This is a genomic window from Acinetobacter sp. YH12105 (genome assembly GCF_013419095.1).
Lineage (GTDB): Bacteria > Pseudomonadota > Gammaproteobacteria > Pseudomonadales > Moraxellaceae > Acinetobacter > Acinetobacter pseudolwoffii.
The window spans coordinates 53,302-78,765 of record NZ_VPAU01000016.1 but is presented as its reverse complement, the minus strand read 5'-3'; the positions used below and the strand labels follow the sequence as shown (position 1 = coordinate 78,765).

General features: G+C 44.3%; 26 protein-coding genes. 13 read left to right on the top strand and 13 right to left on the bottom strand.

Annotated features, from left to right (window positions below; translation table 11 throughout):
- Both FTU44_RS11990 and FTU44_RS11985 read right to left on the bottom strand, forming a co-directional pair.
- Positions 1–181: helix-turn-helix domain-containing protein (locus FTU44_RS11990; protein WP_180050845.1), on the bottom strand; the 181-nt coding region annotated here is incomplete at its 3' end.
- A 118-nt stretch (positions 182–299) separates the two neighbouring features.
- Entirely contained in the window at positions 300–632 is a 333-nt protein-coding gene (locus FTU44_RS11985; protein WP_005168773.1) for a HopJ type III effector protein, read from the bottom strand.
- Positions 633–806: 174 nt separating this feature from the next.
- Between FTU44_RS11985 and crcB the strand changes: the two genes are divergently transcribed.
- Complete coding sequence (gene crcB, locus FTU44_RS11980; RefSeq protein WP_100355144.1) at positions 807–1,187, top strand: fluoride efflux transporter CrcB; 381 nt, start codon at positions 807–809, stop codon at positions 1,185–1,187.
- Between the two features lie 87 nt (positions 1,188–1,274).
- On the opposite strand, the gene FTU44_RS11975 is transcribed toward crcB, so the two are convergent.
- Both FTU44_RS11975 and FTU44_RS11970 read right to left on the bottom strand, forming a co-directional pair.
- Positions 1,275–1,526: a type B 50S ribosomal protein L31 gene (locus tag FTU44_RS11975; protein WP_005094222.1), complete on the bottom strand. Its 252-nt coding sequence runs from the start codon at positions 1,524–1,526 to the stop codon at positions 1,275–1,277.
- 97 nt (positions 1,527–1,623) lie between these two features.
- The gene (locus FTU44_RS11970) at positions 1,624–2,922 is read right to left on the bottom strand and encodes an AarF/ABC1/UbiB kinase family protein (RefSeq protein WP_005094220.1); all 1,299 of its coding nucleotides are present in this window, start codon (positions 2,920–2,922) and stop codon (positions 1,624–1,626) included.
- Between the two features lie 389 nt (positions 2,923–3,311).
- On the opposite strand from FTU44_RS11970, the gene FTU44_RS15330 reads away from it, so the two are divergent.
- Complete coding sequence (locus tag FTU44_RS15330; protein WP_005094217.1) at positions 3,312–3,452, top strand: hypothetical protein; 141 nt, start codon at positions 3,312–3,314, stop codon at positions 3,450–3,452.
- On the opposite strand, the gene FTU44_RS11960 is transcribed toward FTU44_RS15330, so the two are convergent.
- The gene (locus FTU44_RS11960) at positions 3,441–4,817 is read right to left on the bottom strand and encodes an MATE family efflux transporter (protein WP_373686016.1); all 1,377 of its coding nucleotides are present in this window, start codon (positions 4,815–4,817) and stop codon (positions 3,441–3,443) included. The genes FTU44_RS15330 and FTU44_RS11960 overlap by 12 nt on opposite strands.
- A 40-nt stretch (positions 4,818–4,857) precedes the next feature.
- On the bottom strand, positions 4,858–5,316 hold the full coding sequence (locus FTU44_RS11955; protein ID WP_005094208.1) for a DMT family transporter: 459 nt from the start codon (positions 5,314–5,316) through the stop codon (positions 4,858–4,860).
- A 126-nt stretch (positions 5,317–5,442) separates the two neighbouring features.
- On the opposite strand from FTU44_RS11955, the gene hemW reads away from it, so the two are divergent.
- Positions 5,443–6,597 (top strand): radical SAM family heme chaperone HemW, encoded by a 1,155-nt coding sequence (hemW, locus tag FTU44_RS11950; RefSeq protein ID WP_180050842.1) that lies wholly within the window; start codon positions 5,443–5,445, stop codon positions 6,595–6,597.
- 221 nt (positions 6,598–6,818) lie between these two features.
- On the opposite strand, the gene FTU44_RS11945 is transcribed toward hemW, so the two are convergent.
- The 5 genes from FTU44_RS11945 to hemF form a co-directional block, all read right to left on the bottom strand.
- The gene (locus FTU44_RS11945) at positions 6,819–7,028 is read right to left on the bottom strand and encodes a cold-shock protein (protein ID WP_004281542.1); all 210 of its coding nucleotides are present in this window, start codon (positions 7,026–7,028) and stop codon (positions 6,819–6,821) included.
- Positions 7,029–7,373: 345 nt separating this feature from the next.
- Positions 7,374–9,197 (bottom strand): acyl-CoA dehydrogenase C-terminal domain-containing protein, encoded by a 1,824-nt coding sequence (locus FTU44_RS11940; RefSeq protein WP_005168756.1) that lies wholly within the window; start codon positions 9,195–9,197, stop codon positions 7,374–7,376.
- Positions 9,198–9,593: 396 nt separating this feature from the next.
- Positions 9,594–10,382, bottom strand: a complete 789-nt coding sequence (aroE, locus tag FTU44_RS11935) for a shikimate dehydrogenase (RefSeq protein WP_005094203.1) — start codon at positions 10,380–10,382, stop codon at positions 9,594–9,596.
- Positions 10,383–10,480: 98 nt separating this feature from the next.
- Positions 10,481–10,687, bottom strand: a complete 207-nt coding sequence (locus FTU44_RS11930) for a hypothetical protein (RefSeq protein ID WP_005094202.1) — start codon at positions 10,685–10,687, stop codon at positions 10,481–10,483.
- 134 nt (positions 10,688–10,821) lie between these two features.
- A complete protein-coding gene (gene hemF, locus FTU44_RS11925; protein ID WP_005094200.1) occupies positions 10,822–11,778 on the bottom strand; it encodes an oxygen-dependent coproporphyrinogen oxidase in 957 nt (318 codons plus the stop codon).
- A gap of 236 nt (positions 11,779–12,014) precedes the next feature.
- Here hemF and hemN point away from each other — a divergent pair, with 236 nt between their 5' ends.
- Positions 12,015–13,388, top strand: a complete 1,374-nt coding sequence (gene hemN, locus FTU44_RS11920; RefSeq protein WP_180050839.1) for an oxygen-independent coproporphyrinogen III oxidase — start codon at positions 12,015–12,017, stop codon at positions 13,386–13,388.
- A gap of 150 nt (positions 13,389–13,538) precedes the next feature.
- Here hemN and ribA read toward each other — a convergent pair whose 3' ends face one another.
- Positions 13,539–14,141 (bottom strand): GTP cyclohydrolase II, encoded by a 603-nt coding sequence (gene ribA, locus FTU44_RS11915; protein WP_005094196.1) that lies wholly within the window; start codon positions 14,139–14,141, stop codon positions 13,539–13,541.
- A gap of 309 nt (positions 14,142–14,450) precedes the next feature.
- Here ribA and dxs point away from each other — a divergent pair, with 309 nt between their 5' ends.
- The 8 genes from dxs (at position 14,451) to FTU44_RS11875 (ending at position 23,369) form a co-directional block, all read left to right on the top strand.
- Positions 14,451–16,361 (top strand): 1-deoxy-D-xylulose-5-phosphate synthase, encoded by a 1,911-nt coding sequence (dxs, locus tag FTU44_RS11910; protein ID WP_074383592.1) that lies wholly within the window; start codon positions 14,451–14,453, stop codon positions 16,359–16,361.
- Positions 16,362–16,475: 114 nt separating this feature from the next.
- On the top strand, positions 16,476–17,306 hold the full coding sequence (locus FTU44_RS11905) for an inositol monophosphatase family protein (RefSeq protein WP_034608351.1): 831 nt from the start codon (positions 16,476–16,478) through the stop codon (positions 17,304–17,306).
- A 551-nt stretch (positions 17,307–17,857) separates the two neighbouring features.
- Positions 17,858–19,735 (top strand): DEAD/DEAH box helicase, encoded by a 1,878-nt coding sequence (locus FTU44_RS11900; protein ID WP_005168750.1) that lies wholly within the window; start codon positions 17,858–17,860, stop codon positions 19,733–19,735.
- Between the two features lie 405 nt (positions 19,736–20,140).
- A complete protein-coding gene (locus FTU44_RS11895) occupies positions 20,141–20,959 on the top strand; it encodes an ABC transporter ATP-binding protein (RefSeq protein WP_180050836.1) in 819 nt (272 codons plus the stop codon).
- Positions 20,956–21,735, top strand: coding sequence for a lipid asymmetry maintenance ABC transporter permease subunit MlaE (mlaE, locus tag FTU44_RS11890; protein WP_005094189.1), 780 nt, complete (start codon positions 20,956–20,958; stop codon positions 21,733–21,735). The genes FTU44_RS11895 and mlaE overlap by 4 nt, the downstream gene beginning before the upstream one ends.
- Positions 21,735–22,412 carry an outer membrane lipid asymmetry maintenance protein MlaD gene (locus FTU44_RS11885; RefSeq protein ID WP_005094188.1) on the top strand — a complete coding sequence of 226 codons (678 nt, stop codon included), beginning with the start codon at positions 21,735–21,737 and terminating at the stop codon, positions 22,410–22,412. The genes mlaE and FTU44_RS11885 overlap by 1 nt, the downstream gene beginning before the upstream one ends.
- 18 nt (positions 22,413–22,430) lie before the next feature.
- The gene (locus FTU44_RS11880; protein WP_005094187.1) at positions 22,431–23,063 is read left to right on the top strand and encodes a phospholipid-binding protein MlaC; all 633 of its coding nucleotides are present in this window, start codon (positions 22,431–22,433) and stop codon (positions 23,061–23,063) included.
- A gap of 15 nt (positions 23,064–23,078) precedes the next feature.
- Positions 23,079–23,369, top strand: coding sequence for an STAS domain-containing protein (locus FTU44_RS11875; protein ID WP_100329361.1), 291 nt, complete (start codon positions 23,079–23,081; stop codon positions 23,367–23,369).
- Between the two features lie 327 nt (positions 23,370–23,696).
- Here the strand turns inward: FTU44_RS11875 and FTU44_RS11870 are convergent, their stop codons facing one another.
- Entirely contained in the window at positions 23,697–24,710 is a 1,014-nt protein-coding gene (locus tag FTU44_RS11870; protein ID WP_005168743.1) for a CorA family divalent cation transporter, read from the bottom strand.
- 152 nt (positions 24,711–24,862) lie between these two features.
- Here FTU44_RS11870 and FTU44_RS11865 point away from each other — a divergent pair, with 152 nt between their 5' ends.
- A complete protein-coding gene (locus FTU44_RS11865) occupies positions 24,863–25,453 on the top strand; it encodes a TIGR00730 family Rossman fold protein (RefSeq protein ID WP_005094184.1) in 591 nt (196 codons plus the stop codon).
- Positions 25,454–25,464: the final 11 nt, after the last annotated feature.

Sequence of the window (25,464 nt, the reverse complement as noted above, 5' to 3'; positions counted from 1 at the left end):
CAAATTTCGCTGCCTGTTGAGCTCTATATCCACGTTGCCCAGTATTTCTTTTTAATTCACGGTAGATGGTTGATCGTGAACGCCCTAACTCCCGAGCAAGGCTAGCGATTGAACTTTTACTTTTCAAGGTAGCATAAATTTCGTATCTTTCATCTTGAGAAAGTTGGGTGTATTTCTTCATTGTGTGCTTTCCAATTGCGAGTTGAAAAAGTCCAATGATTCTACGAATACACCTAACTTTTTCAACTAACTACAAATGTGTCGCACTTGAGATTTGAATCTGCGTACTGATAAACTGCTTATTTAGCAGTTAAAGCCTGACCTTCAAATGCAACGCCATCCCAGCCATTTTGCATAAACTGGCGGATATTCTGATGATCGCTGGCTTGAGGCGTCGCTTGTACAGCTGCATAGTGCTCGGCAAACAGGCTTAAGGTTTGGGCCTGATCCAGCCCATTGAGTCGTGCAAAGGCAAAAACTTTGGCGCTGCCTTGGTTTTCAGTGGTTGCATTGCTCTGCTGGCCATTTTTAAATGCAGTCAGGGTATGGGTATAACGCGCTTCGATATAGGCAATCACATCTGCAAATTTTGCCTCACCTGCGGCCAATTGTGCCAATAAATCTTGTGCCATGCTGTTTTCCCTTTGCAATCAATAAAAAATCGATACGATGAATATAGCAATTTTCTTGCGAAGTTCCATGGTATTTAATAAGTTTTCAGTTCAAGATAATCATGAAAATGATTCATAATTAATTTGAAATTTCGGATCAAATCAACTGGATCAATAAATAGAATAGGAACGTATATGGGCTGGCTTTGGGTGGCAATCGGTGGGGCAGTGGGTGCCAGTTTACGGTATGCAGCAGGGCTCTGGTTGCTAAAACCACAGATGCAATTTCCTTGGCCGACTTGGTGGGTCAATATTCTGGGCTGCTTATGTGCAGGGATCTTTTTTGCCTGTAGCCAAAAATATCCAATGCTGCAACAGGAAGCACGTCTGTTTTTAATGGTGGGGATACTGGGCGGATTTACCACATTTTCCAGTTTTGGTCTGGAAAGCTTTCAGCTCTTGAAACATGGCGCTGTAGGTTTAGCTCTATTGTATGCGCTGTCGAGTGTAATTGTTGGAATTATCGTTCTGGCGCTGGGTTTTTACTTGACTTCACTGGCTTTGAGTCAAAACTGAAACAGACATAAAAAAGTCAGGAAACTGGAGGTTATTTCCTGACATAAACCACGATTTGAAGATCAAGATAATCGACGGTTTTTAGTTTTAGCCACGTTTAAAGCGGCCAAAACGTTTATTAAAGCTTGCCACGCGACCTTCATTGCTGGTTTGACGCTGCTCGCCAGTATAGAAGGGATGAGAAGCACTTGAAATATCAAGCGTGACATAAGGATATGTTTTACCTTCATATTCTTTAGTCTGGCTAGAGTTCATGGTGCTGCCAATCACAAAATAAGTATCGGCATTGGTGTCATGAAATAACACTTCACGATACGCTGGATGAATATCTGGACGCATATATAATTCCCTCATGATTCTCAATGAAATGTTATAATATAACATCTGATATTTCAAGTTATCTAGAGTTACAGCGTGTAAGCCTTTGGGGTCAAAATTAACCTCGACTCGGCACCAGTTCTTCAAATACATCACTCAGATCATCATGAACTTTTAAATGAATCAGGTTCCAGTATTGTCCTGAAATCGTCCGGTTCACCATGAGCGTATCTGGAGATGGCTTAAACACATCCCAATATTTTAGAGAAGGTTTGAGCAACTCCATGCCATCATGATGGGCCGAGTTTTCAGCAAAATCATAATGGGTGACCAGTGGACGCATCAGAACTTCCAGCCATTGTTCATACAATTCAGTCGGGAATTTTCCGGTTTCAGTCAAGGAATGCAGCGCATCTAACTGTTGCTCAATCACGGGAATATTCTTCTCGCGTGCGGCATGAATAAGTTCCCGGAAATGCCCAATCACTTCAGTTGAAAGAGTCTTAACGCCACCATAATCATAAACAATCACAGAGCCATCTTCACGAAAGGCAAAGTTGCCCGGATGCGGGTCACAGTGAAAGCGTTTCAGATAAAAAATTTCCTGACCAATCGCACGCAGCAGACGGCGCCCTAAGGCATTGCGGGTTTCCTGTGGCCAGGTGCTGGCGGTTTCAATACTTTCTCCCATTTCCTGACTCAAGGTTAGAATATGCCGTGAAGAATATTCATGAAAAACCTGTGGAATCACAATTTTATGATCCAGTGACTCATGGAAAGCGCGGGCAACTTCCAGGTTCTGAGCTTCAATTTCATAGTTGAGCTCATTGTCCAGACTATGCTGAATTTCTTTAAATAACTGATCCTGAAGTTTACGGTCAATCTTTAAAACGCCCATCATGCGGAGCGCCAGACGTACCTGTTTCAGGTCACTTTCACAGGCTTCATCGACCCCCGGATACTGCACCTTGACCACCACTTGCTGGCCATTGGGTAAAGTGGCTTTATGTACCTGACCAATCGATGCAGCGGCAAAAGGCTGTTCATCAAACTGTTGGAATAATTGCTGTAAAGGTTTGCCGAGTTCCTTTTCAATTTGCGCCTGAATGTCCTTAAATGGCATGGGCGGTGCCTGACGTTGCAATTTGGCAATGGCTTTGGCAACTTCGGGTGGAAAAATATCTTTATATTGCGAGGCGATCTGACCAACTTTCATGACCGCGCCTTTCATTTCTCCCAAGGTATCCGCGATTTGTATACCAATATCCTGAAATAATTTGCTGCGCGCAGTATTTTTCTGCTCTTCGTCGGCAGTTAAATTTTTAATTGAATTGGATAGGGTTTTACCTGCAATACTTGCGGTCATTCCGGCAAGTTTCATAAAGCGACGACCGGGTGTGCTAGCCGTTTTTGCCATGCGAGATTCCTTGAAACCAACAATTATTTGATGTATTTGATCATAGGTGACAAAGATTCAATTGCCTAGATTTAATTGTAGAGGTTGTGTTGTGATTTTCTTTAACTTCTCCATCTTTAGTGCATGATCTTTGATTTATCAGAAGATTTTTCTTCATCTCCTGTACTTAAACCAAAACAAGATTCCTGAATACATCATTGTTTTAGGTCAGGCTGCATAATCATACTAAAGGTTGTTTTAGTCCCAAAAGTATAAATAAAACAACTCGCAGTAATGAAGAAAATTCAATGAAAGTCTATCGATATTTTACTGCTCAAGATGATGTGTATTTTTGTGTGCGTATCACTTAAACCTTAAATACAGGACCTAAGTTAGATGATTCACCCACCATGCGCTTTAATGGCACGGAGGTGGTTGTAGAGCCGCTGCTGATCAAAGATGTGATAGACGAATCAGAGATTTCCAAAGCATTAAAAAATGCGCTGGATCCTGAATCGCAGCGCATTTTCCAGCTTGAATTAATCGGCTGAACGCATTGAGTGGTCGAGACTTAAACGTTTATTGTTGCCATATAAACGAGCTAATAAAAGTACACAGGCCACACTCAGACCCACAATCAGGCCAACCCAGACACCGGCTGCGCCCATGTCGGTAAAGCGGGACAGATACACCCCGACCGGGAAGGCAATCACCCAGTAAGCCAGCATGGTGATCCACATAGGGCCTTTGGTGTCCTGCATCCCACGCAGACAACCTGCTGCACTGATCTGCCAGCCATCCATCAGTTGATAAGCAATCGCAAACAGAATCAGATAGACCGCGATTTGGGTCACGATCATATCCGAGGTGTAGAGCGCCACGATTTCATTACGGAACGCCCAAAGCAAAATCATGGTCAGGATTGCCAGAATAGTAGCAGTGATCAGGCCGAGATATTGCACTTTACGCATCGCCTGCCAGTTCTGCTCGCCATAATAGGTGCCGACCCGAATGGTCAGGGCAATCGCCAGTGACATTGGAATCATAAACAGCTGTGAGGTCACTGAAATGGCAATCTGATGCGCAGCAACAATGGTTTCTCCCAAAGGGCTGAGCACGATCGCCGCAGTACTAAAAATACTGACCTCAAAGAAAATCGCCAGTCCGATCGGCAGACCAAGCTGCAAGATGCGTTTCATCCATTCCGGGTTGATTTTTTCCCAATGAGTAAACGGCTGGGTGCGTTGATAGGCTTTATTCTTAAAAATATACAGTGCCAGAGTAATGACCATTAACCACTGTAAAATTGCCGTAGCAAAACCACAGCCGGCACTACCCAAGGCTGGAACAGGGCCAATTCCATACATAAATACATAGTTCAGTGGAACCAGCAACACCAGTGCCAATAGGCTGATGACGGTCACCGGACGTGGATTACCAATCGCTTCTGAATAGCCACGCAAGGCGGCATACATAGTCACTGCCGGCATACCAAAACCAATTGCATGCAGGAATAAACCAGCTTTAGGCTGCAAGCTTTCCGGTACACCTAAGATTGGTAAAGTCGCTGGCAACAGCTGCAAAATCAGGCCAGCAATAATCCCCAGAATCAGGGCAACCCAAAGTGACTGACGGGCAATGGTGGCAATTTTTTCAGGGGTACGTGCGCCATTCGCTTCAGCCACCAAGGGTGTCGTGGCAATCATGATACCGCTAAACAGCAGCATCACCGGAATCCATAGACCCACCCCGACTGCAATTGCTGCAAGATCGGTCGCAGACAGATGACCTGCCATAATGGTATCAATCAGGCCCAAACCTGCTTGGGAAAATTGGGTTACCAGAATAGGTAACATCAGATGAAACAGTTTTTTTAATTCAAAACCAAAGGTCGTAACCGGTGTAACATTCGACACAAAAATTACTCATCGTGATCATGTGCTTAAATAGAGGGGTTTAGCGTTGTAAAGTGAGAAGCACACCAATAAAAATTACTCCGCCGCCTAAAAGACGTTGCCAGTTAATCGGCATTTTTTCGTTGCCCAATAAACCCAGATGATCGACCAGCATCGACATGGCCATCTGACCAAAAATAATCAGGCCGCTAAGCACCAGAAAGCCAAGTTTGGGGGCTGCATAAATGCTCATACTAATCGCGTAGACACCCACGATGCCCCCAAGCCATAAATACCAGGGAACATTCATTAATTCCTGTACACCGGGTTTGGGATTGGACTGAAAAAGTACAATCACAGCGAGCACTATTGTACCAATCAAAAAGGAAAAAAATGCAGCTTGCATAGGAGAATATAAATATTCTTTCAGTTGCGTGTTAATTGCGGTTTGAAGCGTCAGCAAAACACCAATTGCAAAGACTAAAGGAAGTAAAATAATCAGTTGAGAAGATATTTTCATAATTTTAACTGTCTAATTCTATTTGAGTTTTTAGATATAACCCGGTGATCATTTTAATTTTAGCAGTGTTGCTGCCGAGTCATGTTAAAATTCAGCTATATCTTGTAGTCGTTTTTGAGTAGTTCTTTGGCTGAATTGAATCCTGCTGTTATCCCATTGTCTTTATATATTCATATGCCATGGTGCGTGCGCAAATGTCCGTATTGTGACTTTAATTCGCATGCTGTTCCTGATGGTGAATTATCACTGGAACTAGAACAGGAATATTTACATGCCTTGGTTGAGGATTTTAAAACGCAGTTCGATTTTGCCCAAGGCCGCCAGATTCATAGTGTGTTTATTGGTGGCGGTACGCCGTCGCTGATTTCTGCTCAAGGCTATCAATGGCTATTTGATCAGTTGCAAGCCATTATTCCCTTTGCAGAAGGCTGTGAAATTACGCTGGAAGCAAATCCCGGTACGGTAGAGCATGACCCATTTGCAGGTTATTTGCAGGCCGGCATTAACCGTTTGTCAATTGGGGTACAGAGTTTTAATACTGACCATCTTAAACGCTTGGGTCGGATTCACAGCAATGAAGATGCGATTTCTGCGATTGGATTGGCGCGTGAAGCAGGCTTTCAACGAATTAATGTCGATTTAATGCATGGCTTGCCTGAGCAGACTTTAGATCAGGCCTTGCATGATTTAAAACTTGCGGTAGAAAATGGCGCGACACATATTTCCTGGTATCAGCTGACGATTGAACCGAATACGGTATTTTTCCGTACCCAACCTATTCTACCGGTAGATGATGTACTTGAAGAGATTCAGGAGCAGGGCGAAATTTATCTCAAAGCTCAAGGCTTTATCAATTATGAAGTTTCTGCCTGGCGTAAAGAACTACCTTCAGCGCATAACCTGAATTATTGGCAATTCGGCGATTATCTGGCGATTGGTGCGGGTGCACATGGTAAAGTGACTCAACCTGATGGCGTATATCGTTTCCAGAAAACCCGCTTACCTAAGGATTACTTAGCCAAAGTACCTGCTGAACATTTGCAGTTTAAGCGTATTGAAGCTGAAGAGATGCCATTTGAGTTTATGATGAATGCGCTACGCTTAAATCAGGGCGTAGAGGCTAAATTTTATATCGAGCGTACTGGTCAAAGTTTGGATACTTTACAAGATTTATTAAGCTCTTTACGTAAAAGAAAATTAATGATCGATGACCAAAACCGGCTTGCATGTACCGAGCAGGGGCATATCTTCTTAAATTCGGTACTGGAAGAATTTCTTTAACTGATTTTTATTTTCTGAACATTTTTCAAAGACCTTCATAAATCTATATGAGGATTTTTTATTGTGCAGATTTTACCAGATCAGGAATTTTTAGCTTGGCATAGAGCACACCGGTTTTTAGATCAAACAAATAAGCTTTAAAAGCTAGAGCTGAATAAGAGAAATTACAAGCACAAAAAAAGCACTCTAAAAGTGCTTTTTTTCAATATCTTGCTTCTAAATTATAGAGCAACGATATTTACAGCTGTAGGGCCTTTTTGACCTTGAGCTACGCTGAAAGAAACCTTTTGGCCTTCAACTAAAGTTTTGAAACCTGAACCAGTGATTTCGCTGAAATGAGCAAAAACGTCTGGACCTGATTCTTGTTGAATGAAACCGAAACCTTTAGTTTCGTTGAACCATTTTACTGTACCGTTAACTGTATTAGACATAATGTAACCTATTGAATCGTATGAATTTATAGCCAAAATTTCAGATGACTAACTGTAACTTTGAAAAATAAAAAGGATGGAGCTTTTTGATCTGTAATACGAAGGTTTATGACTAAAACTGCGATACTTAAAAGAAACTAACCAAAACAAGAATTTTTCTAGTTGGGATTATCATACCGCTTATTTTGAGATATACAAGCGTTTTATTTATCTAATTTATTAGGCTATTGAAAAATATAAAATTAAACCTGTATATTTTGTATTCAGGCCAGTGTTTTTAGGGTTTAAAAGGGTAGCTCTCAATAAAAAGAGCGCCGAAGCGCTCTTTGTAATTCAATTTACAGCTTAGTAATCAAAACTAAAGTGCTCTGGTGCCAGTGCGGTCATAGTTTTGGATGGATTCACCATCGCTTCAGCATGACCTTGGGTACGAGGCAGAATACGTTCGAAATAGAAATCAGCGGTTTTGATTTTTGCTTTATAGAACTCAGGTACTTCTGCGCCATCGCCAGAAGCCAGTTTGGCTGAGGCAACTGCGGCTTGCTGCGCCCAGAAGTATGCCATCATCACATAGCCCGAGAACATCAGGAAATCGACTGAAGCAGAAGAGACGATGTCGCGGTCTTTACGGGCTGCCAGCATGATTCGAACAGTTAATGCATTCCACTGGGCACATAGCTTGGTGAGATCCCAAGCAAAGCGGCGCATATATTTATTACGCGCATGCTGACCACAAAATTTCAGGATTTCAGCGGTATAATCACGAATCACTTTGCCTTTCGAGGTTAACAGTACTTTACGACCGATCAGATCGAGTGCCTGTACACCTGTCGTTCCTTCGTAAAGGGTAGAAATACGTGAGTCACGCACGATCTGTTCCATGCCCCATTCTTTGATATAGCCATGACCACCAAAGACTTGCATACCGTGATTCGATGCTTCATAGCCCATTTCAGTCAGGAAGCCTTTTAGAATCGGGGTATAGAAACCTAAGTGATCATCATGCTGTTCAAAGGCAGCGGTATCGCCACGCAATAAAGCATCATTCATGTTGTCGGCAATTTGCGCAGCATGATAAATCATGGCACGGCCACCTTCGGCAATGGCTTTTTGCGTCAACAGCATACGGCGTACATCGGCATGATGAATGATGGCATCCGCCACTTTTTCCGGATCTTTTTTGCCAGACAGGGCACGCATCGACATACGTTCTTTGGCATACGGCAGAGCACCTTGGAAGGATAACTCCGCATGACAGATGCCTTGAATCGCAGTGCCAATACGCGCAGTGTTCATGAAGGTGAACATGGCATGCAAGCCTTTATTCGGTTCACCAATCAAGTAACCCGTGGCCTTGTCGAAATTCAGCACGGCTGTTGCTGAGGCGCGAATCCCCATTTTATGTTCAATCGAACCGCAATTGACTGGATTGCGCTCACCGATGCCACCATCGGCAGCAGCAATAAATTTCGGTACGATAAACAGTGAAATGCCTTTAGTACCTTGCGGTGCATCCGGAAGGCGCGCCAGCACGATATGTACGATATTTTCAGTGAGATCGTGCTCGCCTGCGGAAATAAAGATTTTGGTTCCTGAAATGGCATACGTGCCATCTTCTTGCGGCTCGGCTTTGGTTTTAACCTGACCCAAGTCAGTACCACATTGCGGCTCAGTCAGACACATGGTGCCAGCCCAAGTACCCGCAACCAGATGCGGCAGATAGGTATTCTTCTGCTCATCGGTGCCGTACTGGATAATGGTATTGATACAGCCCACGCTTAAACCCGGATACATCTGGAATGACCAGTTTGCAGTTCCCATCATTTCCGATTTGATCAGGTTTAAAGACATTGGCAGGTTTTGACCACCAAACTCTTCAGGATAAGACAGACCTTGCCAGCCACCTTGGACGAACTGATCATAAGCGTCTTTAAAGCCCTTAGGCGTTTTCACTTCGCCATTTTCAAAATGACAGCCTTCAGCATCACCGCTTTCATTCAGAGGTGAAAGTACATTTTCACAGAAATCTGCTGCACCTTCCAAGATCATGTCTACCGTGTCGGTATCGGCATATTCACCATTCGACAAATTCTGGTAGTGCGCAGGGTAATCGAGCACTTCATTCATAAGGAAGCGAATGTCGTGTAAAGGGGCTTTATATGCTGGCATGCGTTTAATCCTGATTAAAATAGTTTTGGATTATCTGTATCGATTCTTTGATTATTCATATTTGAGATAAAAAAACATTGATAAGGCAAGCAAATAAAAATGTCAGAAAAGCGAATCGAGTCTTAGAGCCAACCAATAAAATCGGATGATTTCATCTTCTGGCTGTCAGCGTACAGAAAGGTTGAAAACTTCTTATCTGATTGGACTTTAATGAATTGAACACCAGATTGTCTAGTGCTACTTTTGTATGAATTGTACTCAATTGTTATCAATAAAAAATTCAAGTTAAAAATGTCATTAAATCCAGTAGCTGAATTTTTAGTCTTTAATAATGGAGTTAAGATCAATTCGGATTGTTGTTACAACCCGAATTCTCTGGTCAAAATAACTGGATATTTATAGAAAATCTTTTAAATCTGGTTTGATGCCATTCCAGATAGAAAAAGATTCCAGTGCCTGACCGACCAGCATGCCAAAGCCTTCAGATGTTGGCACAGCACGTGCTTTGGCCTGATCAAGGAAGGAGGAAGGCTTGCCATAGGCCATTTCATAGGCATAGTTAAACTGTAAGGCTTCTGGAAGCAGCAAAGCATCACCGCTGAGACTGGCTGAAGTGGCATTGATCACCAGATCAAACTCACCTGCAAGATGTTCTAGTGAAATAGCCTGTAATTCGAGCTGCGCTACAGCATCCTGCAGATCCGCAACCAGTTGTTCAGCGCGTGCCAAGGTGCGATTGGCAATCACAATTTTTTTTGCGCCTGCCTGGGCGAGAGGATAGATCACGCCACGGGTTGCGCCGCCTGCACCGATAATCAGGATGTTGGTATTTTCCAGCGGCCAGTTGAGTGCACGAATCGCATCGACCAGACCTTGACCATCAGTATTATCGCCATGCAAAATACCATTTTTCATCCACAGGGTATTCACTGCCTTGGCAATTTTGGCTCGCTCACTGAGCACCTGACACTGGGCAAAAGCCTGCTCTTTAAACGGCACGGTGACATTCATCCCGATTCCGCCATGGGCAAAAAACTCCTGAATATTGGCCTCAAAGCCATCCAGTGGCGCCAGACGTTTGCTGTAATTTAGATCAATTCCGGTTTTTGCTGCAAAAGCATGATGCAATTCTGGAGAGCGTGACTGTTCAATCGGATTACCAATCACGGCAAATTGTTTGCTCATTTCACAATGTCCATGTGCTGAAATGAGCATCAATATACGTGAAAAAGCGCAGGGACTAAAGCCTGCGCTGTTTTAAATAAGGGGGCTGGAAGTGCGGTTTAGGAACTGCAGATGTCCATAATATGTTCTGCAAATACCAGCGCCATACTAAGCACAGCTCCGACCACAGTCAGGATACTCACCAGAATAGCCGCGCCATCCAGAAGCAGATTATGACTCAAAACGGCGGTACTCATCGCACTGATGGCGAGAGCCAGAAAAAGCCAAAAGGCAAAAACAGGAAGATTTAATTGAAGATGATGCATTGTTATTCTCACTAGACATCTAATAGATTGTGATCGATGTAGCGATAGGATGCCGCGACCAAATCAGGGATTACTCTGCAGCAGTATAGAGGAATAATGGATTAAAACAGCCCTCTATTTGAGGGCTGTTTGTATCATTTCATTGCAGTTGATTTTAATTCTGTGAGCCAGTCATGGGGTTTCAGATAGTAATCGGTCAAACGCTTTTCCGGCGAGCCTTCATCCCATTCAGGACGATAGGACCAGCCGGTCAGCGGAGGCAAGCTCACCAAGATTGATTCAATTCGGCCGCCGGTCTGCAAACCAAATAGCGTACCGCGGTCATAAACCAGATTGTATTCGACATAACGGCCACGACGATACAACTGGAACTCGCGTTGTGCTTCGGTATAAGGCTTATCCTGATTACGCTGGAAAATCGGTAAAATGGCTTCCAGATAACCATTGCCTACGGCCTGTATATACTGGAAACAGGTATCAAAATCCCACTGATTCAGATCATCAAAGAATAACCCGCCGACACCACGCTGTTCATCACGATGTTTTAAATAGAAATAGTCATCACACCATTGTTTATGTTCAGGATAAATCTCTTCACCAAATGGCGCACACAGATCATGCGCCGTCTGATGCCACGAAAGGACATCTTCATCATTTGGATAGAAGGGCGTCAGGTCGAAACCGCCACCAAACCACCAGATTGGATCTTGCCCTTCTTTTTCTGCAACAAATAAACGCACGTTGGCATGTGAGGTCGGTACATTCGGATTTTTCGGATGGATGACCAGCGATACACCCATCGCTTGCGCCTTGGCACCGGCAATATTGGGATGGCGTTCAGTGGCTGAAGCGGGCAGTTTGGAAATATTGATATGGGAGAACATCACCCCGCCTTTCTCAATCACGGTACCATTTTGCAAGACACGCGAACGGCCACCACCACCTTCCGGACGTTCCCAGTCATCAATGATAAATTCGGCCGTACCGCCGCCAGCACGCTCCTGTTGTTCCAGTGCTGCACAAATCCGTGCCTGCAAGTCGAGGAGAAATTCACGAACGCGTTGAATATCCGCAGATGTAGGATGCTGCATCAGAGCCTCGTAGGAAAATAAAAAACTAGCTATATCAAAGCATAAAATCAGTCAAAGATTAAGGTCTATTTAGCAATGTAGTGGATTGAACCAGGCTTTAAATTTGAGTATTGATGGACAGAATGGGGCATTAAATCCGACCAAATGGCTAGGTTGAATTCTTTTTTCAAGCTCCGCACAATAACTTGCAAGCGCTCATGGGTTTGGGCATTTCTCGATGGTAATAGGTGGGTGTCATGTCGGTACAGGTCAATTCCCTGATTCAAAAATATAATGTTCCCGGTCCCCGCTATACCAGTTATCCGACCGTTCCATATTGGGAAGAGCAGAATTTCTCACTGGAACAATGGAAGCAAACGCTGAAAAAATCCTTTACTGAATCCAATCAAAGTGAAGGCATCAGCCTGTATATCCATCTGCCATTTTGCGAAAGCCTGTGCACTTTTTGCGGGTGTCATAAGCGAGTCACGAAAAAACATGAAATGGAACAGCCCTATATTCAGGCAGTGCTGAAAGAATGGGATTTGTATTGTGAGTTGCTGAAAGATAAGCCGGTCATTAAAGAAATTCATTTGGGTGGGGGAACACCGACTTTCTTTTCTGTTGAGCATTTGACTCAACTGATTCAAGGTATTTTGGCCAAAGCAGACATAGCGCCTGTGCATGAATTCAGTTTTGAAGGGCATCCGAACAATACCACGCGTGAGCATTTACAAGGCTTGTATGATCTGGGCTTTCGCCGGGTCAGTTATGGGGTGCAGGATTATAATGAAACCGTGCAAAAAGCCATTCACCGGATTCAGCCCTATGAACATGTTAAACAGGTAACCGAATGGGCGCGTGAAATTGGCTATGAGTCGATTTCGCATGATTTGGTGTTTGGCTTGCCTTTTCAGCATCTGGACGATGTCTTAAACACCATTGAGCAAACCAATTCACTTCTGCCGGATCGTTTGGCTTTATATAGCTATGCACATGTGCCCTGGATTAAAGGCAATGGCCAGCGCGGTTTTAAAGATGCCGATGTACCCAAAGATGCGATCAAACGTGAATGTTATGAAGCGGCTAAAAAGAAACTGCTGGCGCATGGTTATCATGAAATTGGCATGGATCATTTTGCTTTAGATACAGATGGCATGTACCAGTCCTTTCAAGCTGGAACATTACACCGCAATTTTATGGGATATACCGCCTCTAAAACTCAAGTGATGATCGGTTTAGGCATTTCTTCGATCAGTGATAGCTGGTACAGCTTTGCCCAAAATGTGAAAACCATTGAAGAATATTATGCGTGTTTAGCTCGCAATGAAATTCCGGTATTTAAAGGACATGTCTTAAATCAGGAAGATTTGATTGTTCGTCAGCATATTCTGAATTTGATGTGCAGCTTTAGTACCTCATGGGAAAAACCCGAGCTATTTTTCCCTGAAATCGATCAGGTGGTGGAACAGCTTAAAGAAATGGCACAGGATGGTTTGATTCAAATGACAGACTCATCAGTCACGATTTTGGAGAAAGGGAAACCATTTGTACGTAATATTTGTATGGCTTTTGATTTACGTTTAAAGCGACGCATGCCGGAGAACCGGATTTTTTCGATGACGATTTAACACTTAATCCATCCCAACCCTCCTTTAAGAAAGGAGGGAGTTTTCTCCTTTTTTTGAAAGAAGGAAAAGCCTCCCTGAGCAAGACTTAAGCATTGCTTTAAGTCGAAGCGCAAGAAAGGGAGGTTTGGAGGGATTTATTAAGGGGAGGATTTAAAAATCATCCTTCTGATAAAGATGCGCCATACGTTCATGTTTGGTTTTGAGATATTGCTCATTAAACGGATTTAAGCCGACGGTGAGGGGCACCCGATCGACCACATTAATCCCTTGGGCTTTTAAAGCTTCAATTTTTAAAGGATTATTGGTCACCAGACGTACCGCTTTGACCTGCAAATGATCCAGCATAATGCTGCACATGTCATATTGACGTGCATCAGCCGGCAGGTTCAGCATTAAATTGGCATCGACCGTATCATGTCCCTGATCTTGCAGGGCATAGGCACGAATCTTGTTGGTCAGGCCAATACCGCGTCCTTCCTGACGCAAATACAGAATCGCCCCGCGACCTAACTCATTGATCAGCTTTAAAGTCGCCTGCAATTGCGGGCCACAGTCACATTTCAGTGAAGCAAAGGCATCACCGGTTAAACATTCAGAATGTACACGAACCACGACTGGCTCGTCAGAAACTTCTTCAAGTCCTTTAGATAGCGCGACATGTTCTTCGCCAGTCTTAGGGTCTTGAAATACAGTAATTTTAAATTCACCGTGAGCGGTAGGTAATCTTGACGTTGCGACAAATTCGATTGGCACAGCTGAACCCGTTAAATCCTGAAAGTGGCTAAAGTATAGCGTAATGATTGAACATTGGTAGAATTGCAAAGTCGAAATTCTGTATTAGATTTTCTTTTTTGTAGAAAGCAGACGATAATAGTTGATAAATAGTAAGATTATTCAGGATAATCGTAGCCTGCGATTTTTTCACCCCGATGAGATCATTGTTTAATATTGCATCGCTAGAAGCGTAGCTGAATTGAAGCTGCTACAATTCAGCTATATGATCGGGTACTCCCCATTGACCTAGCTTTAGATTTGCCAGGCTTTAGAAGGCTTTGCCATAATATGCTGTATACAGAAATCCCTACTCAACGCCCTGTAACACCGTTGCTGGATACGATCAATCATCCTGAGCAACTACGTTTACTCGAGCAAAGCCAGCTAGCGCAAGTGGCAGATGAGTTACGTCAATTCATTTTGTATGCTGCCGGGCAAAGTGGTGGACATTTTGGTGCCAACCTCGGTGTTATTGAACTTACGGTGGCTCTGCACTATTGCTTCAATACTCCACATGACCGTCTGATCTGGGATGTGGGGCATCAGGCCTATCCGCATAAGGCATTGACCGGTCGTCGTGAACAGCTCACCACTATCCGGGCCAAAGATGGTCTGGCAGCCTTTCCGGCACGTGAAGAATCTGAATTTGATACCTTTGGGGTAGGGCATTCTTCGACGGCGATTTCTGCTGGACTGGGCATGGCCTTGGCACGTCGCTACCAGAACAAGCCATGTGAAGTGGTATCGATTATTGGCGATGGCGCCATGACGGCGGGTATGGCCTTTGAAGCCTTGAACGATGCCGTTGCGCACAATGCCGATCTGATGGTGGTGCTGAACGACAATGACATGTCGATTTCTTGCAGTACTGGCGGTTTTGCCAAGCATCTGGCGGCGATCTGGGAGCGCGGTGAATTCGTTAATATTACCGAGGAAGGTGAAGCTTACGTACAGCCGCATCCGGAGTGGCTGTATAACTCACGCTTGCACTGTGCCGCGACTGATGCCGCAGATAACCTGTTTAAAGCCATCGGCTTTGACTATTTCGGCCCTTATGACGGTCATGATGTCAAACAACTGGTGCATGTATTTAAAGCGCTGAAAAAGCGTACAGGCCCACGTCTGATTCATATCTATACTAAAAAGGGCAAGGGCTTTGCGCCGGCCGAATCGGATCAAATCAAATATCACGCGATTAGCAAGCTTAATGCCATTACCGCTGCCAAGACTGCACCGAAATATTCGGATGTATTTGGACAGTGGCTCTGCGATGAAGCAGCACAGGACTCGCGCTTGCTCGCGATTACACCGGCCATGTGCGAAGGCTCAGGTATGGTGCAGTTTGCCAAAGAATATCCGGAACGTTTTTTCGATGTCGCGATTGCAGAGCAGCATGCCGTGACGCTGGCTGCGGGCATGGCCTGTGAAGGCTTAAAGCCGGTCGTGGCAATTTATTCGACCTTCCTGCAACGTGGTTATGACCAGCTGGTACACGATGTGGCCTTACAAAATCTGGATGTGACCTTCGGTATTGATCGTGCTGGTCTGGTCGGTGAAGATGGCCCGACCCATGCCGGTGCCTATGACTATGCCTATATGCGGACGATCCCGAATATCGTGATCATGGCACCAAAAGACGAAAATGAATGTCGTCAAATGCTGCATACCGCTTATTTATATCCTGGGCCGGCAGCTGTGCGTTATCCACGTGGTAATGGCTTAGGGGTGGATATCCAGCAAAAGATGCTTGAAATTCCAATCGGTCAGGCGGAAATTGTCGCCAGCTTTAATGCGCAGTGTGACGAATATATTTCTGTGCTGGCTTTTGGCAGCCGGGTACAGGCCGCAGTCGACGCCGCTGAAGCCTTTGCAGTGAAACATGAGATTGGTGTGCGTGTTGTGAACATGCGTTTTATCAAACCTCTTGATACGCAAATGCTGGATGATCTGGCATCAAGCACCAGTCTGTTTGTGACAGTAGAAGAACATGCCGTGATGGGCGGTGCGGGTAGTGCTGTGAATGAATATCTGGCAGAAGCACAGATTGTGAAACCGCTGCTGAATCTTGGTTTAGACGACACGTTTATGGCTCAGGCCACGCATGCACAAATGTTGCAGCAGGCCGGATTGGATGCGCAAGGTATTGAAAAATCAATGAATCAAGCCTGGTCAGCCTTGGGGCAAAGCGTTTTGTCATAAGTTCTTAAAAATTTTAGACACATTTTCTCCAAAAAAGCCCTGATATTTGCTAAGATATCGGGGCTTTTATGCATTATTCTTTATCAGTTTCTTTAAATTTGTAGTGGGTGTTCAATGGAACCTATGGTGGTGATGGCTGCGCGTGCGGCTCAGTTAGTTGGTCAAGAGCTTTTAAAAGCGCATCAGAATCGTCATAAACTCGATCTACAAGTCGAAGAAAAAGGAATTGATGGTCCAGTAACGCGTGTAGATCGTTATTTGGAGCAGTTGACCATCGATACCCTACGTAAAAGCTATAAAAATCACAGTTTCCTTGGTGAAGAGTTTGGCTATCAGGAAGGTAATGGTCACGATGCCGATTGGTGTTGGGTGATCGATCCACTGGATGGTACTTTAAACTTCATTAACGGTTTCCCGCATTTCTGTATCTCTATCGCAGTTCAGCACAAAGGCATTACTCAACACGGGGTGATTTATGACCCGGTGAAAGATGAGCTATTCTCTGCCAGTCGTGGTCGTGGTGCCATGATGAACCAGCGTCGTATTCGTGTGAATGTCAAAGACAGTCTGGAAAATACCTTTATGGCTGTTGGTCACGCTTACCGTGCTAAACGTAATGGCGAAGTTGTATCTTATGCCAAGAACCATTTTCAAAGTTTGTTAAACGTGACTGAAGCTGGCGCGCAATATCGTCGTTCAGGTTCTGCGGCATTGGATTTAGCCTATGTTGCTGCAGGCCGTTTTGATGCTTACTTCGAACTTGGTTTAAAACCTTGGGATATCGCAGCGGGCGAATTGATCGTGAAAGAAGCAGGCGGTACTGTAGTTGATGCACGTGGTGGTAGCGACTCTATGGAAAATGGTCAAGTTTTGGCTTGTTCAATGAAAATGCTTAAACCTTTAATGCAAGCAGTTGTTCCTGCTTGGGGTGAGGCAGCAAAATAATCGGGTTTAGATGAATTATATCTAATTTTCAAAAAAGGCATCCTTCGGGATGCCTTTTTTGCAGCAGTGAAATAGTTAACAGGGAGGAGAAGCCTGTTTTTTAACGCACATGAATACGGGAACTATCAAGTGAATTGGCAAAAATTGCCTTTTTATACCAGTCGTTACATTTTATATTCATATTTAAGTCTATGAAATTCATATATAAATTACAAATAAAGCAAATTTATTTGAAAACTTAATGACATTGTTGATTATTCTGCTATAATCTTGCCACGCACTTAATTTTCCGTTCTTTACCTGAACACTATCTTCTAATCATTGTATGCGCGTTCTGTCCATAGAGAGGACATATCCTTCGCGCCCCAATCGCTTAAGCGATTCCTTCAGGTTTGCGGCCGTAATCATATACGTGCGTTATATCCACATCGTCGTTATTCGGATCGCTGCTGAATCCTAACTTTTTCAGCTCTATTTGCTGTGCCGCTTTTTGCCGATGTCCATATTGTAATTTATTTAATGGAGCACCCACTTCAGGGTGAACACTCTCTATGAGCAAAACTTTTGCTGATTTTTCCCTCGACGAATCTCTAACCCAGGCTCTCGATGCTTTAGGCTTTACTACTCCAACTCCTGTACAAGAACAAGCGATTCCAGCTGCACTTGAAGGTAAAGACCTTCTTGTGTCAAGCCAAACAGGTTCTGGTAAAACTGCTGCTTTCTTGCTTCCTACCTTAAATGCGTTGGCAAGCCAAGATACATTAGTACCATTTAAAGACCGTATGAAAGCGGTTACTCAACCGAATATTCTGGTGATTTCACCGACTCGTGAATTGGCACAACAGGTATGTCAAGACGCAATTGCATTTGTACGTCACATGAAAGGTGTTCGTATTGCTGCAATCATGGGCGGTATGCCTTTCGGTAAGCAAATTCAACAGTTAAAAGGCGCGCAAGTTGTTGTTGCAACTCCAGGCCGTCTACTTGACTTGGTGAATCGCCGTCAAATCAAACTTGATAAAGTTGATGCGTTAATCGTCGATGAAGCTGACCGTATGCTTGACCTAGGTTTCTCTGAAGACTTGGAAGCAATTGGTGAGTTGGCTGCAAACCGTAAACAAACTCTAATGTTCTCTGCGACGTTTGCACCACGTATCATTACACTTGCAGAACGCATGATGAATGATCCACTGCGTATTTCGATTGAAACTGGTCACTCTACAAATACTGATATTACTCAGACTTTGCATTGGACTGACGGTTTCGAGCACAAGAAAAAACTGCTTACTCACTGGTTGAACGAAGAAGACGTTGATCAAGCAGTTGTATTTGCGTCAACTCAAGAAGACACAGATATGCTGGCTGAAGAACTTGCTGAAGCAGGCCTATCAGTTGTAGCGCTGCATGGTGCTATGCCACAAACTGTACGTAACCGTCGTTTACGCAGCATCCGCGAAGGTCGTGCGAAGATCTTGGTTGCAACTGATGTTGCTGCTCGTGGTCTTGACGTACCAACCATTTCACACGTAATTAACTTCGGTCTTCCAATGAAGAACGAAGACTATGTACACCGTATTGGTCGTACAGGTCGTGCCGGTCGTACTGGTAAAGCCATTACACTTGCAACTTACCGTGAGCGTGGCAAAATCCGTGCTTTGGAAGACTTCCTTGATGCGCGTCTAAACGTATCTGAAATCGAAGGTCTTGAGCCATCTCCACCTCCTGCACGTGGTAGCCGTGATGGCGCTGGTCGTGGTCGTGGTCGTGATGGCGGCGGTCGTCGTGATGGCGGTCGTGGTGGTTTTGGCGGTGGTCGTCGTTTTGAAGGCGAAAGCAACTTCAAACGTCGTGAAGGCGGTGATGATCGTCCACGTCGTAGCTTCGATGACAAACCACGTGGCGAACGTCCGGCATTTGGCGAAGATCGTCCACGTCGTGACTTCGGTGATCGTCCAGCGCCACGTCGTGAAGGCGGTTTCGGTGATCGTCCACAACGTTCGTTTGATGACCGTCCAAAGCGTGACTTTGGTGACCGTCCAGCGCCACGTCGTGAAGGTGGTTTTGGCGACCGTCCACAACGTTCGTTTGATGACCGTCCAAAGCGTGACTTCGGTGATCGTCCAGCGCCACGTCGTGAAGGTGGTTTTGGTGACCGTCCTCGCTCTAATGATGACAACCGTGGCAACCGTGTAGATTACAAGCCAGCTCGTGAAGGCGGTTATGGTGATCGTCCAAAACGTGATTTTGGTGATCGTCCTGCTCCACGTCGTGAAGGTGGTTTCGGTGATCGTCCAGCGCGTTCATTCGGTGATGATCGTCCAAAACGTGATTTCGGTGATCGTCCAGTACGTCGCAACTTTGATGACAAACCACGTGGTGAACGTTCGTTCGGTGGTGAAGATCGTCCACGTCGTAAATTTAACGACTAATAGAGTCGCTAGATGAAGATAAAAAACCGGTAGAAATACCGGTTTTTTTATGCATTGAGTTTTTTGCTTTTTAACGTAAAATGTCTACTAATTCATATTTTGTCAGGGTTATGATAATTATTAATATGAAAAGTTTAGCTGCTCGATCTCAATTGATAGAGGTGCATATGCCATATATCGCATTGACTTTGATTTTATGTAATATTATCTATTATTTATACAGTGTTTTTAATTAATCAATCTAGTCATTTTAAGCCTAAGTACATATTTTTATTATAAAAAACACGAAATAATCAATTATTGTCATCTTTTTATGATATTCACCCACCTTTTTCAACTGCTAACATTTTGAACTTCGTTCCTTTATAGTATGCATGCTGAAAAAATGTAGGAATAAACTCAGCTATGAAAAATCAAACAGCGCGAGATACTCAGTCTTTGATTGAAGTCAGGAATTTGAGCTTCAAACGAGGCGAGCGCGTGATTTATGACGACGTGAGTTTAAATATTCGTCGTGGGCAGATTACCGCCATTATGGGGCCATCCGGAACTGGTAAAACTACCTTATTAAGATTGATCGGTGGGCAGCTGACGCCTGAGCATGGTCAGGTCTTATTGGATGGCAAAGATATTGCCTCGATGTCACGTTCCGAACTTTTTTCAGCACGTGCACGGATGGGTATGCTATTTCAGAGCGGTGCTTTGTTTACCGATATGAGCGTGTATGAAAATGTCGCGTTTCCAATTCGGGCCCATACCAAACTGCCAGAACATCTAATTAAGGAAATCGTGGCATTGAAACTGGAATCCGTCGGCTTGCGCGGTGCAGAGCAAATGATGCCATCGGAACTGTCTGGTGGTATGAACCGACGTGTGGCTTTAGCCCGGGCGATTGCGCTGGACCCTGAACTGATCATGTACGATGAACCCTTTGCCGGACAAGATCCGATTGTGATGGGGGTGTTGACTCGTTTAATCCGCTCTCTGCGTGAAGCACTGGATCTGACCACGATTATTGTCTCGCATGATGTGACAGAAACCTTATCCATTGCTGATTACATTTATATCGTGGCAGAAGGCAAGATCCAGGGCGAAGGAACACCGGCAGAGCTAAAAGTGCATCCTTCAACTTTTGTGCAGCAATTCCTGACGGGTTCGGTGGAAGGTCCAGTCGATTATCAGTTTAGTCATCGGGCTTATTTAAGTGATGAGGTACGTTCATGAATGCAATTGCCGCATTAGGTAGACGCGTTATTGAACGTGTACAGGGGATTGGGGTCGCAACCCTGATGCTGTTGCAGATCTTATTTTCCATGCCGACCTGGTTGGGGGTAAGACTATTTATTTATCAGATGTATCGGGTCGGGGTATTGTCCCTGCTGATTATTGTGGTTTCTGGTCTGTTTATTGGTGCCGTGCTTGGCTTGCAGATGTTCAGTATTCTGTCGACCTTTGGCAGTGAATCCATGCTTGGTACAGCGGTGGCGTTGACCTTGCTGCGTGAATTAGCACCTGTGGTCGCGGCTTTGCTGTTTGCAGGACGTGCCGGTTCGGCTTTGACCGCAGAAATTGGTCTGATGAAAGCCACTGAACAATTGTCCAGTATGGAAATGATCGGGGTGGATCCCTTAAAACGGGTGATTTCGCCACGTCTCTGGGCGGGGATTTTCAGCTTGCCCATGCTTTCGGTGATCTTTGCCGCAGTCGGAATTATGGGCGGCAAAATGGTCGGTGTAGACTTTTTGGGGGCCGATGAAGGTGCTTATTGGAGCGGCATGGAAAGCAGCGTGCAATTCTATAAAGATGTCTTGAATGGCACTATTATTAAAAGTTTTGTATTCGCATTAATGTGTACCTGGATTGCAGTATATCAAGGCTATGCCTGTGTACCGACATCGGAAGGTATTGCAACTTCTACAACGCGTACAGTCGTCTATTCTTCACTGTGCGTTTTAGGCTTTGATTTTGTGTTGACTGCGGTCATGTTCGGAGGTGTTTAATGAAATCACGTACTAGTGAGCTGGCCGTTGGTGTTTTTGTTATTTTATTTGGTATTGCCTTATTCTTTTTAGCGATGCGTGTCAGTGGTCTGGTCGGCAGCAATATTTCCGACAGCTATAAAATGACGGCAACTTTTGAAAATGTGAATGGCATCAAGCCACGTGCCAAAGTCGCTTTAAGCGGGGTGAAAGTGGGACAGGTCGATGAGATTACCCTGGATCCTGTAACGCGTCTGGCAACCGTACATATGACCTTAGATGGCTCATTGACCTCGTTTAATGCTGAACAATTAAAGCAAGTTCAAGAGGAAGCTCTGGACGAGTTACGCTACAGCTCGGACTATGAAGCAGCGACACCTGCGCAACAAAAAGACATGGAAAAACAACTGTTAGCTAACATGAAATCCATCACCAATATTGATGAAGATGCTTATATTATGGTAGCGACCAATGGCTTATTGGGTGAAAAGTACCTGAAAATTATTCCAGGTGGTGGTCTGAGCTATTTGCAACGCGGCGATCAGATTGCCAATACCCAAGGCACTATGGAAATTGAAGATTTGGTGACGAAGTTTATTACCGGTGGTGCCGGCAAATCGTCAGATAGTCAAGAAACTACATCGGAACAGACGACAGTTTCAGAAACAACAGATGCAGAACCTGCATTTGTTGAATAATAGATTGAGGAGAATTCAGTGAAGACTTTAGTAAAACAAACGCTTGCAGTAAGCATTCTTTCAACAATGGTTGCTGGTACAGTGTTTGCTGCACCGTCTGAAGCACCACCTGCTTTTATTAAAAAAGTAGCAGATGGTTTAATTGAGCGCCTCAAAGCTGACAATGCAAAACTGCAATCAAATCCAGCTTTGGTCAAAAGCATTGTGCGCCAGAATCTGGATCCGTATATTGATTCTCAGTCTTTCACACGTATTGTGATGGGCACGTATGCCACGAACCAATATAGTACGGCGGCACAGCGTGCGCAGTTTGAAAAGAATTTCCGTGAAACCTTAATTGAAAACTATGGTTCTGCCTTTGCCAAGTTCAGTAATCAGACTTATAGCGTGCGTCCTTACAAGGCCAGCAACAGCAAAAACCCTGTTGTGACCATCGACTTTAATAACAAAGGCGAGAAAATTCCAGTAGCATTCCAGCTGGTGGACAAGGGTTCACAATGGAAAATCCGCAACATCAACGTATCGGGTATTGACCTGGGTTTGCAGTTCCGTAACCAGTTTGCTGCGACGGTAAAACGTAATGGCGGTAATATTGATAAAGCAATTGCCAACTTTAAACCGGATGCAGAAGCTGCAATCGACAAGAAATAATCAAACAGGTGAGCCGTGATTACATTCAAGGATCAGGAACTACAGGTTTCAGGCAAGATTGACTATGACAATGCACAGGACTATTACTTAAATGGTCTGCGTGTGATCCAGTCACAAAGCAAGTTTCCACTTGTGGTTAACCTGGCTGAGCTTGAAAGTGGCAGTACTTTGGCTTTGGCAGTGTTGGTGCGCTGGTTGCGCCAGACTCCTCAGGCTCAAGGGCTACAGTTTAAAGCTGTTCCTGCTAAAATGATGAATATCATTCAGGCCAGCCATTTGCAGGATGATTTAAACATCGTTCAGTAAAAGAAAAGCACCGAAAGGTGCTTTTTTATTGTGATCAAATTTTAAGAAATCATTAAAATCAAATAGATCTAAATATGGATTGCACGTCCTCTCTGCCTCAGGGAGAGAGTTAGAGAGAGGGGTGTAAAAATCCTCCCTAACCATTTTCTTCACTTTTTAAAGAGAAGTTGAATAGGGATTAAATAAATATGAATTAAATACAGGCATTTCTTGCACTTCGCTTTAAATCTAAAGAGCAAGTGAGACTTAGAAAGGGATATCTAATAAAAAAACCTCTCCCTGACAGGAAACATCTCTCCCTTTTCAAAAGGGAGGTTAGGAGGGATTCTAGATCCACTTCTTCCATCTAAAGTAAATTAATGGGCCAATCAGGAAGCCAATTAAAATAATACTGACCATGATGAAACTCATGGTGCCTTGTGCAAAGGGCAGCACTTCGGTGTTCATACCGTAAATACTGGCAATCAGCATTGGGGGCGCAAGCATACTTGGCAGAATCGAGAATCGACGAATGGTATCGTTCTGCTCAGTGTTAATGAATCCGGACGTGGTATCGAGCAGGAAACGCACTTTCTGGAACAAGAAAGCATCATGCTCGACCAGCGAGCGCACATCTTCACTCAGTTCTCGAATATCCGCATCATAAATATGACTGCCCAAGGCGCGTGGACGCGACAGGAAGGTCAGGACGCGGCGTAAATCGATTAAACACAGTTGCGCTTTACCCAACATATCTTCAAGTTGCGCCAAGCGGGTAATCATGTCATCCAGATCCAGAATCTGTTCACGATGGCGGTTATTCAACACTTCAGTTGAATATTTCTCTAAATCTTTATGCACATCTTCCAGAATATCGGCCAGCTCATCCAGCTTGGCTTCGAGTAAGCCCAATAAAATCCAGGTTGGATCTTTATAATCGATTTCATAATCATTGCGGCGCGCGCGGGCACGAAAGGCACGAAAAGCCACCAGTTTTTCACCACGCAAAGTAAACAGACGATCCTTGTGCAGAATGAATGCAACAGTTTGTACTGTTGCCAGCATGCTGGATTCATCTTCGTGTTCGTTTTCGACCTGATAGTTTTTATTCTTGGTTAAAAAATAGGTGCTGATATGCAAAATACCGTCATCATCACGGTAAAATCGGGCACTCGAGGAAATATCTTCCAGCGATTTTAAGGTCGGTAAATTTTGCTCGTAGGCATCTAAAATCCATTGCTGCTCTTCCTGTGAAGGCGCAATCAGATCAAGCCAGACTAAATCTGGATGCAGGTCGAAATCACCATTAATCGTGATATCTTCTAAGCTACCGCGCTCTGTGGCGTAAAAGGCTTCAAGCATGCTGTCTTTTCTCCCGGGCGCAGTATGTGAATTGGAATGGGTGTATTTTAGACAAGGAATTGAATAAAAACACTGATATTAAGCAGTTATTTTGGTAAAAAGCGCACTTGCCGCGATTTCGTACAATATGGCGTCAATTAGAGGATGAAATGATGAATTCTATCGCAATTTTTTGTGGTTCAGCGCTTGGCTCGGATCCTCTTTATACGCAGGTTGCCGAAAAAGTCGGTCAGACTCTGGCGGCACGACAGCAAACGCTGGTTTATGGAGGAGGTCGTTCTGGCTTAATGGGTATTGTGGCTGATAGTGCATTGGCGGCGGGCGGTAAGGTGATAGGCGTAATTCCAAGGCAGCTGGTCAATCGTGAGCTGGCACATCCACATATTACCGAGCTGTATGTGGTGGATAATATGCATGAGCGTAAAACCCGGATGTCGGAACTGGCTCAGGGATTTATTGCCATTCCCGGTGGTGCAGGAACACTGGAAGAGATTTCTGAACAATGGACCTGGGCACAATTGGGGATTCATCAGAAGCCTTGTGCTTTTCTCAATACCGATGGTTTTTATGATGACCTGATTAAATTCATCCGTATGACCACGGAGAAGGGTTTTACTAAATCACGTTTCACTGAGGCTTTGATTATCAGTGATGATCTGGACGATATTTTGCGCCAATTCGAAAGTTATCAGCCGCCTGAAGCCAAATGGGGTATGGTTGATCAGACCGACCTTGTAAAATAAGTTATCCAGAA

What these genes read in the sequence shown, in the direction of transcription:
- FTU44_RS11905 (WP_034608351.1), top strand. Translation starts at nt 16,476, where the DNA reads ATGGAACCTATGGTGGTGATGGCTGCGCGTGCGGCTCAGTTAGTTGGT.
- FTU44_RS11985 (WP_005168773.1), bottom strand. Translation starts at nt 632, where the DNA reads ATGGCACAAGATTTATTGGCACAATTGGCCGCAGGTGAGGCAAAATTT.
- FTU44_RS11895 (WP_180050836.1), top strand. Translation starts at nt 20,141, where the DNA reads ATGAAAAATCAAACAGCGCGAGATACTCAGTCTTTGATTGAAGTCAGG.
- FTU44_RS11970 (WP_005094220.1), bottom strand. Translation starts at nt 2,922, where the DNA reads ATGGCAAAAACGGCTAGCACACCCGGTCGTCGCTTTATGAAACTTGCC.
- FTU44_RS11955 (WP_005094208.1), bottom strand. Translation starts at nt 5,316, where the DNA reads ATGAAAATATCTTCTCAACTGATTATTTTACTTCCTTTAGTCTTTGCA.
- FTU44_RS11900 (WP_005168750.1), top strand. Translation starts at nt 17,858, where the DNA reads ATGAGCAAAACTTTTGCTGATTTTTCCCTCGACGAATCTCTAACCCAG.
- aroE (WP_005094203.1), bottom strand. Translation starts at nt 10,382, where the DNA reads ATGAGCAAACAATTTGCCGTGATTGGTAATCCGATTGAACAGTCACGC.
- FTU44_RS11865 (WP_005094184.1), top strand. Translation starts at nt 24,863, where the DNA reads ATGAATTCTATCGCAATTTTTTGTGGTTCAGCGCTTGGCTCGGATCCT.
- dxs (WP_074383592.1), top strand. Translation starts at nt 14,451, where the DNA reads ATGCTGTATACAGAAATCCCTACTCAACGCCCTGTAACACCGTTGCTG.
- FTU44_RS11940 (WP_005168756.1), bottom strand. Translation starts at nt 9,197, where the DNA reads ATGCCAGCATATAAAGCCCCTTTACACGACATTCGCTTCCTTATGAAT.
- hemF (WP_005094200.1), bottom strand. Translation starts at nt 11,778, where the DNA reads ATGCAGCATCCTACATCTGCGGATATTCAACGCGTTCGTGAATTTCTC.
- FTU44_RS11930 (WP_005094202.1), bottom strand. Translation starts at nt 10,687, where the DNA reads ATGCATCATCTTCAATTAAATCTTCCTGTTTTTGCCTTTTGGCTTTTT.
- FTU44_RS11885 (WP_005094188.1), top strand. Translation starts at nt 21,735, where the DNA reads ATGAAATCACGTACTAGTGAGCTGGCCGTTGGTGTTTTTGTTATTTTA.
- FTU44_RS11945 (WP_004281542.1), bottom strand. Translation starts at nt 7,028, where the DNA reads ATGTCTAATACAGTTAACGGTACAGTAAAATGGTTCAACGAAACTAAA.
- FTU44_RS15330 (WP_005094217.1), top strand. Translation starts at nt 3,312, where the DNA reads ATGCGCTTTAATGGCACGGAGGTGGTTGTAGAGCCGCTGCTGATCAAA.
- mlaE (WP_005094189.1), top strand. Translation starts at nt 20,956, where the DNA reads ATGAATGCAATTGCCGCATTAGGTAGACGCGTTATTGAACGTGTACAG.
- FTU44_RS11870 (WP_005168743.1), bottom strand. Translation starts at nt 24,710, where the DNA reads ATGCTTGAAGCCTTTTACGCCACAGAGCGCGGTAGCTTAGAAGATATC.
- hemN (WP_180050839.1), top strand. Translation starts at nt 12,015, where the DNA reads ATGTCGGTACAGGTCAATTCCCTGATTCAAAAATATAATGTTCCCGGT.
- crcB (WP_100355144.1), top strand. Translation starts at nt 807, where the DNA reads ATGGGCTGGCTTTGGGTGGCAATCGGTGGGGCAGTGGGTGCCAGTTTA.
- FTU44_RS11975 (WP_005094222.1), bottom strand. Translation starts at nt 1,526, where the DNA reads ATGCGTCCAGATATTCATCCAGCGTATCGTGAAGTGTTATTTCATGAC.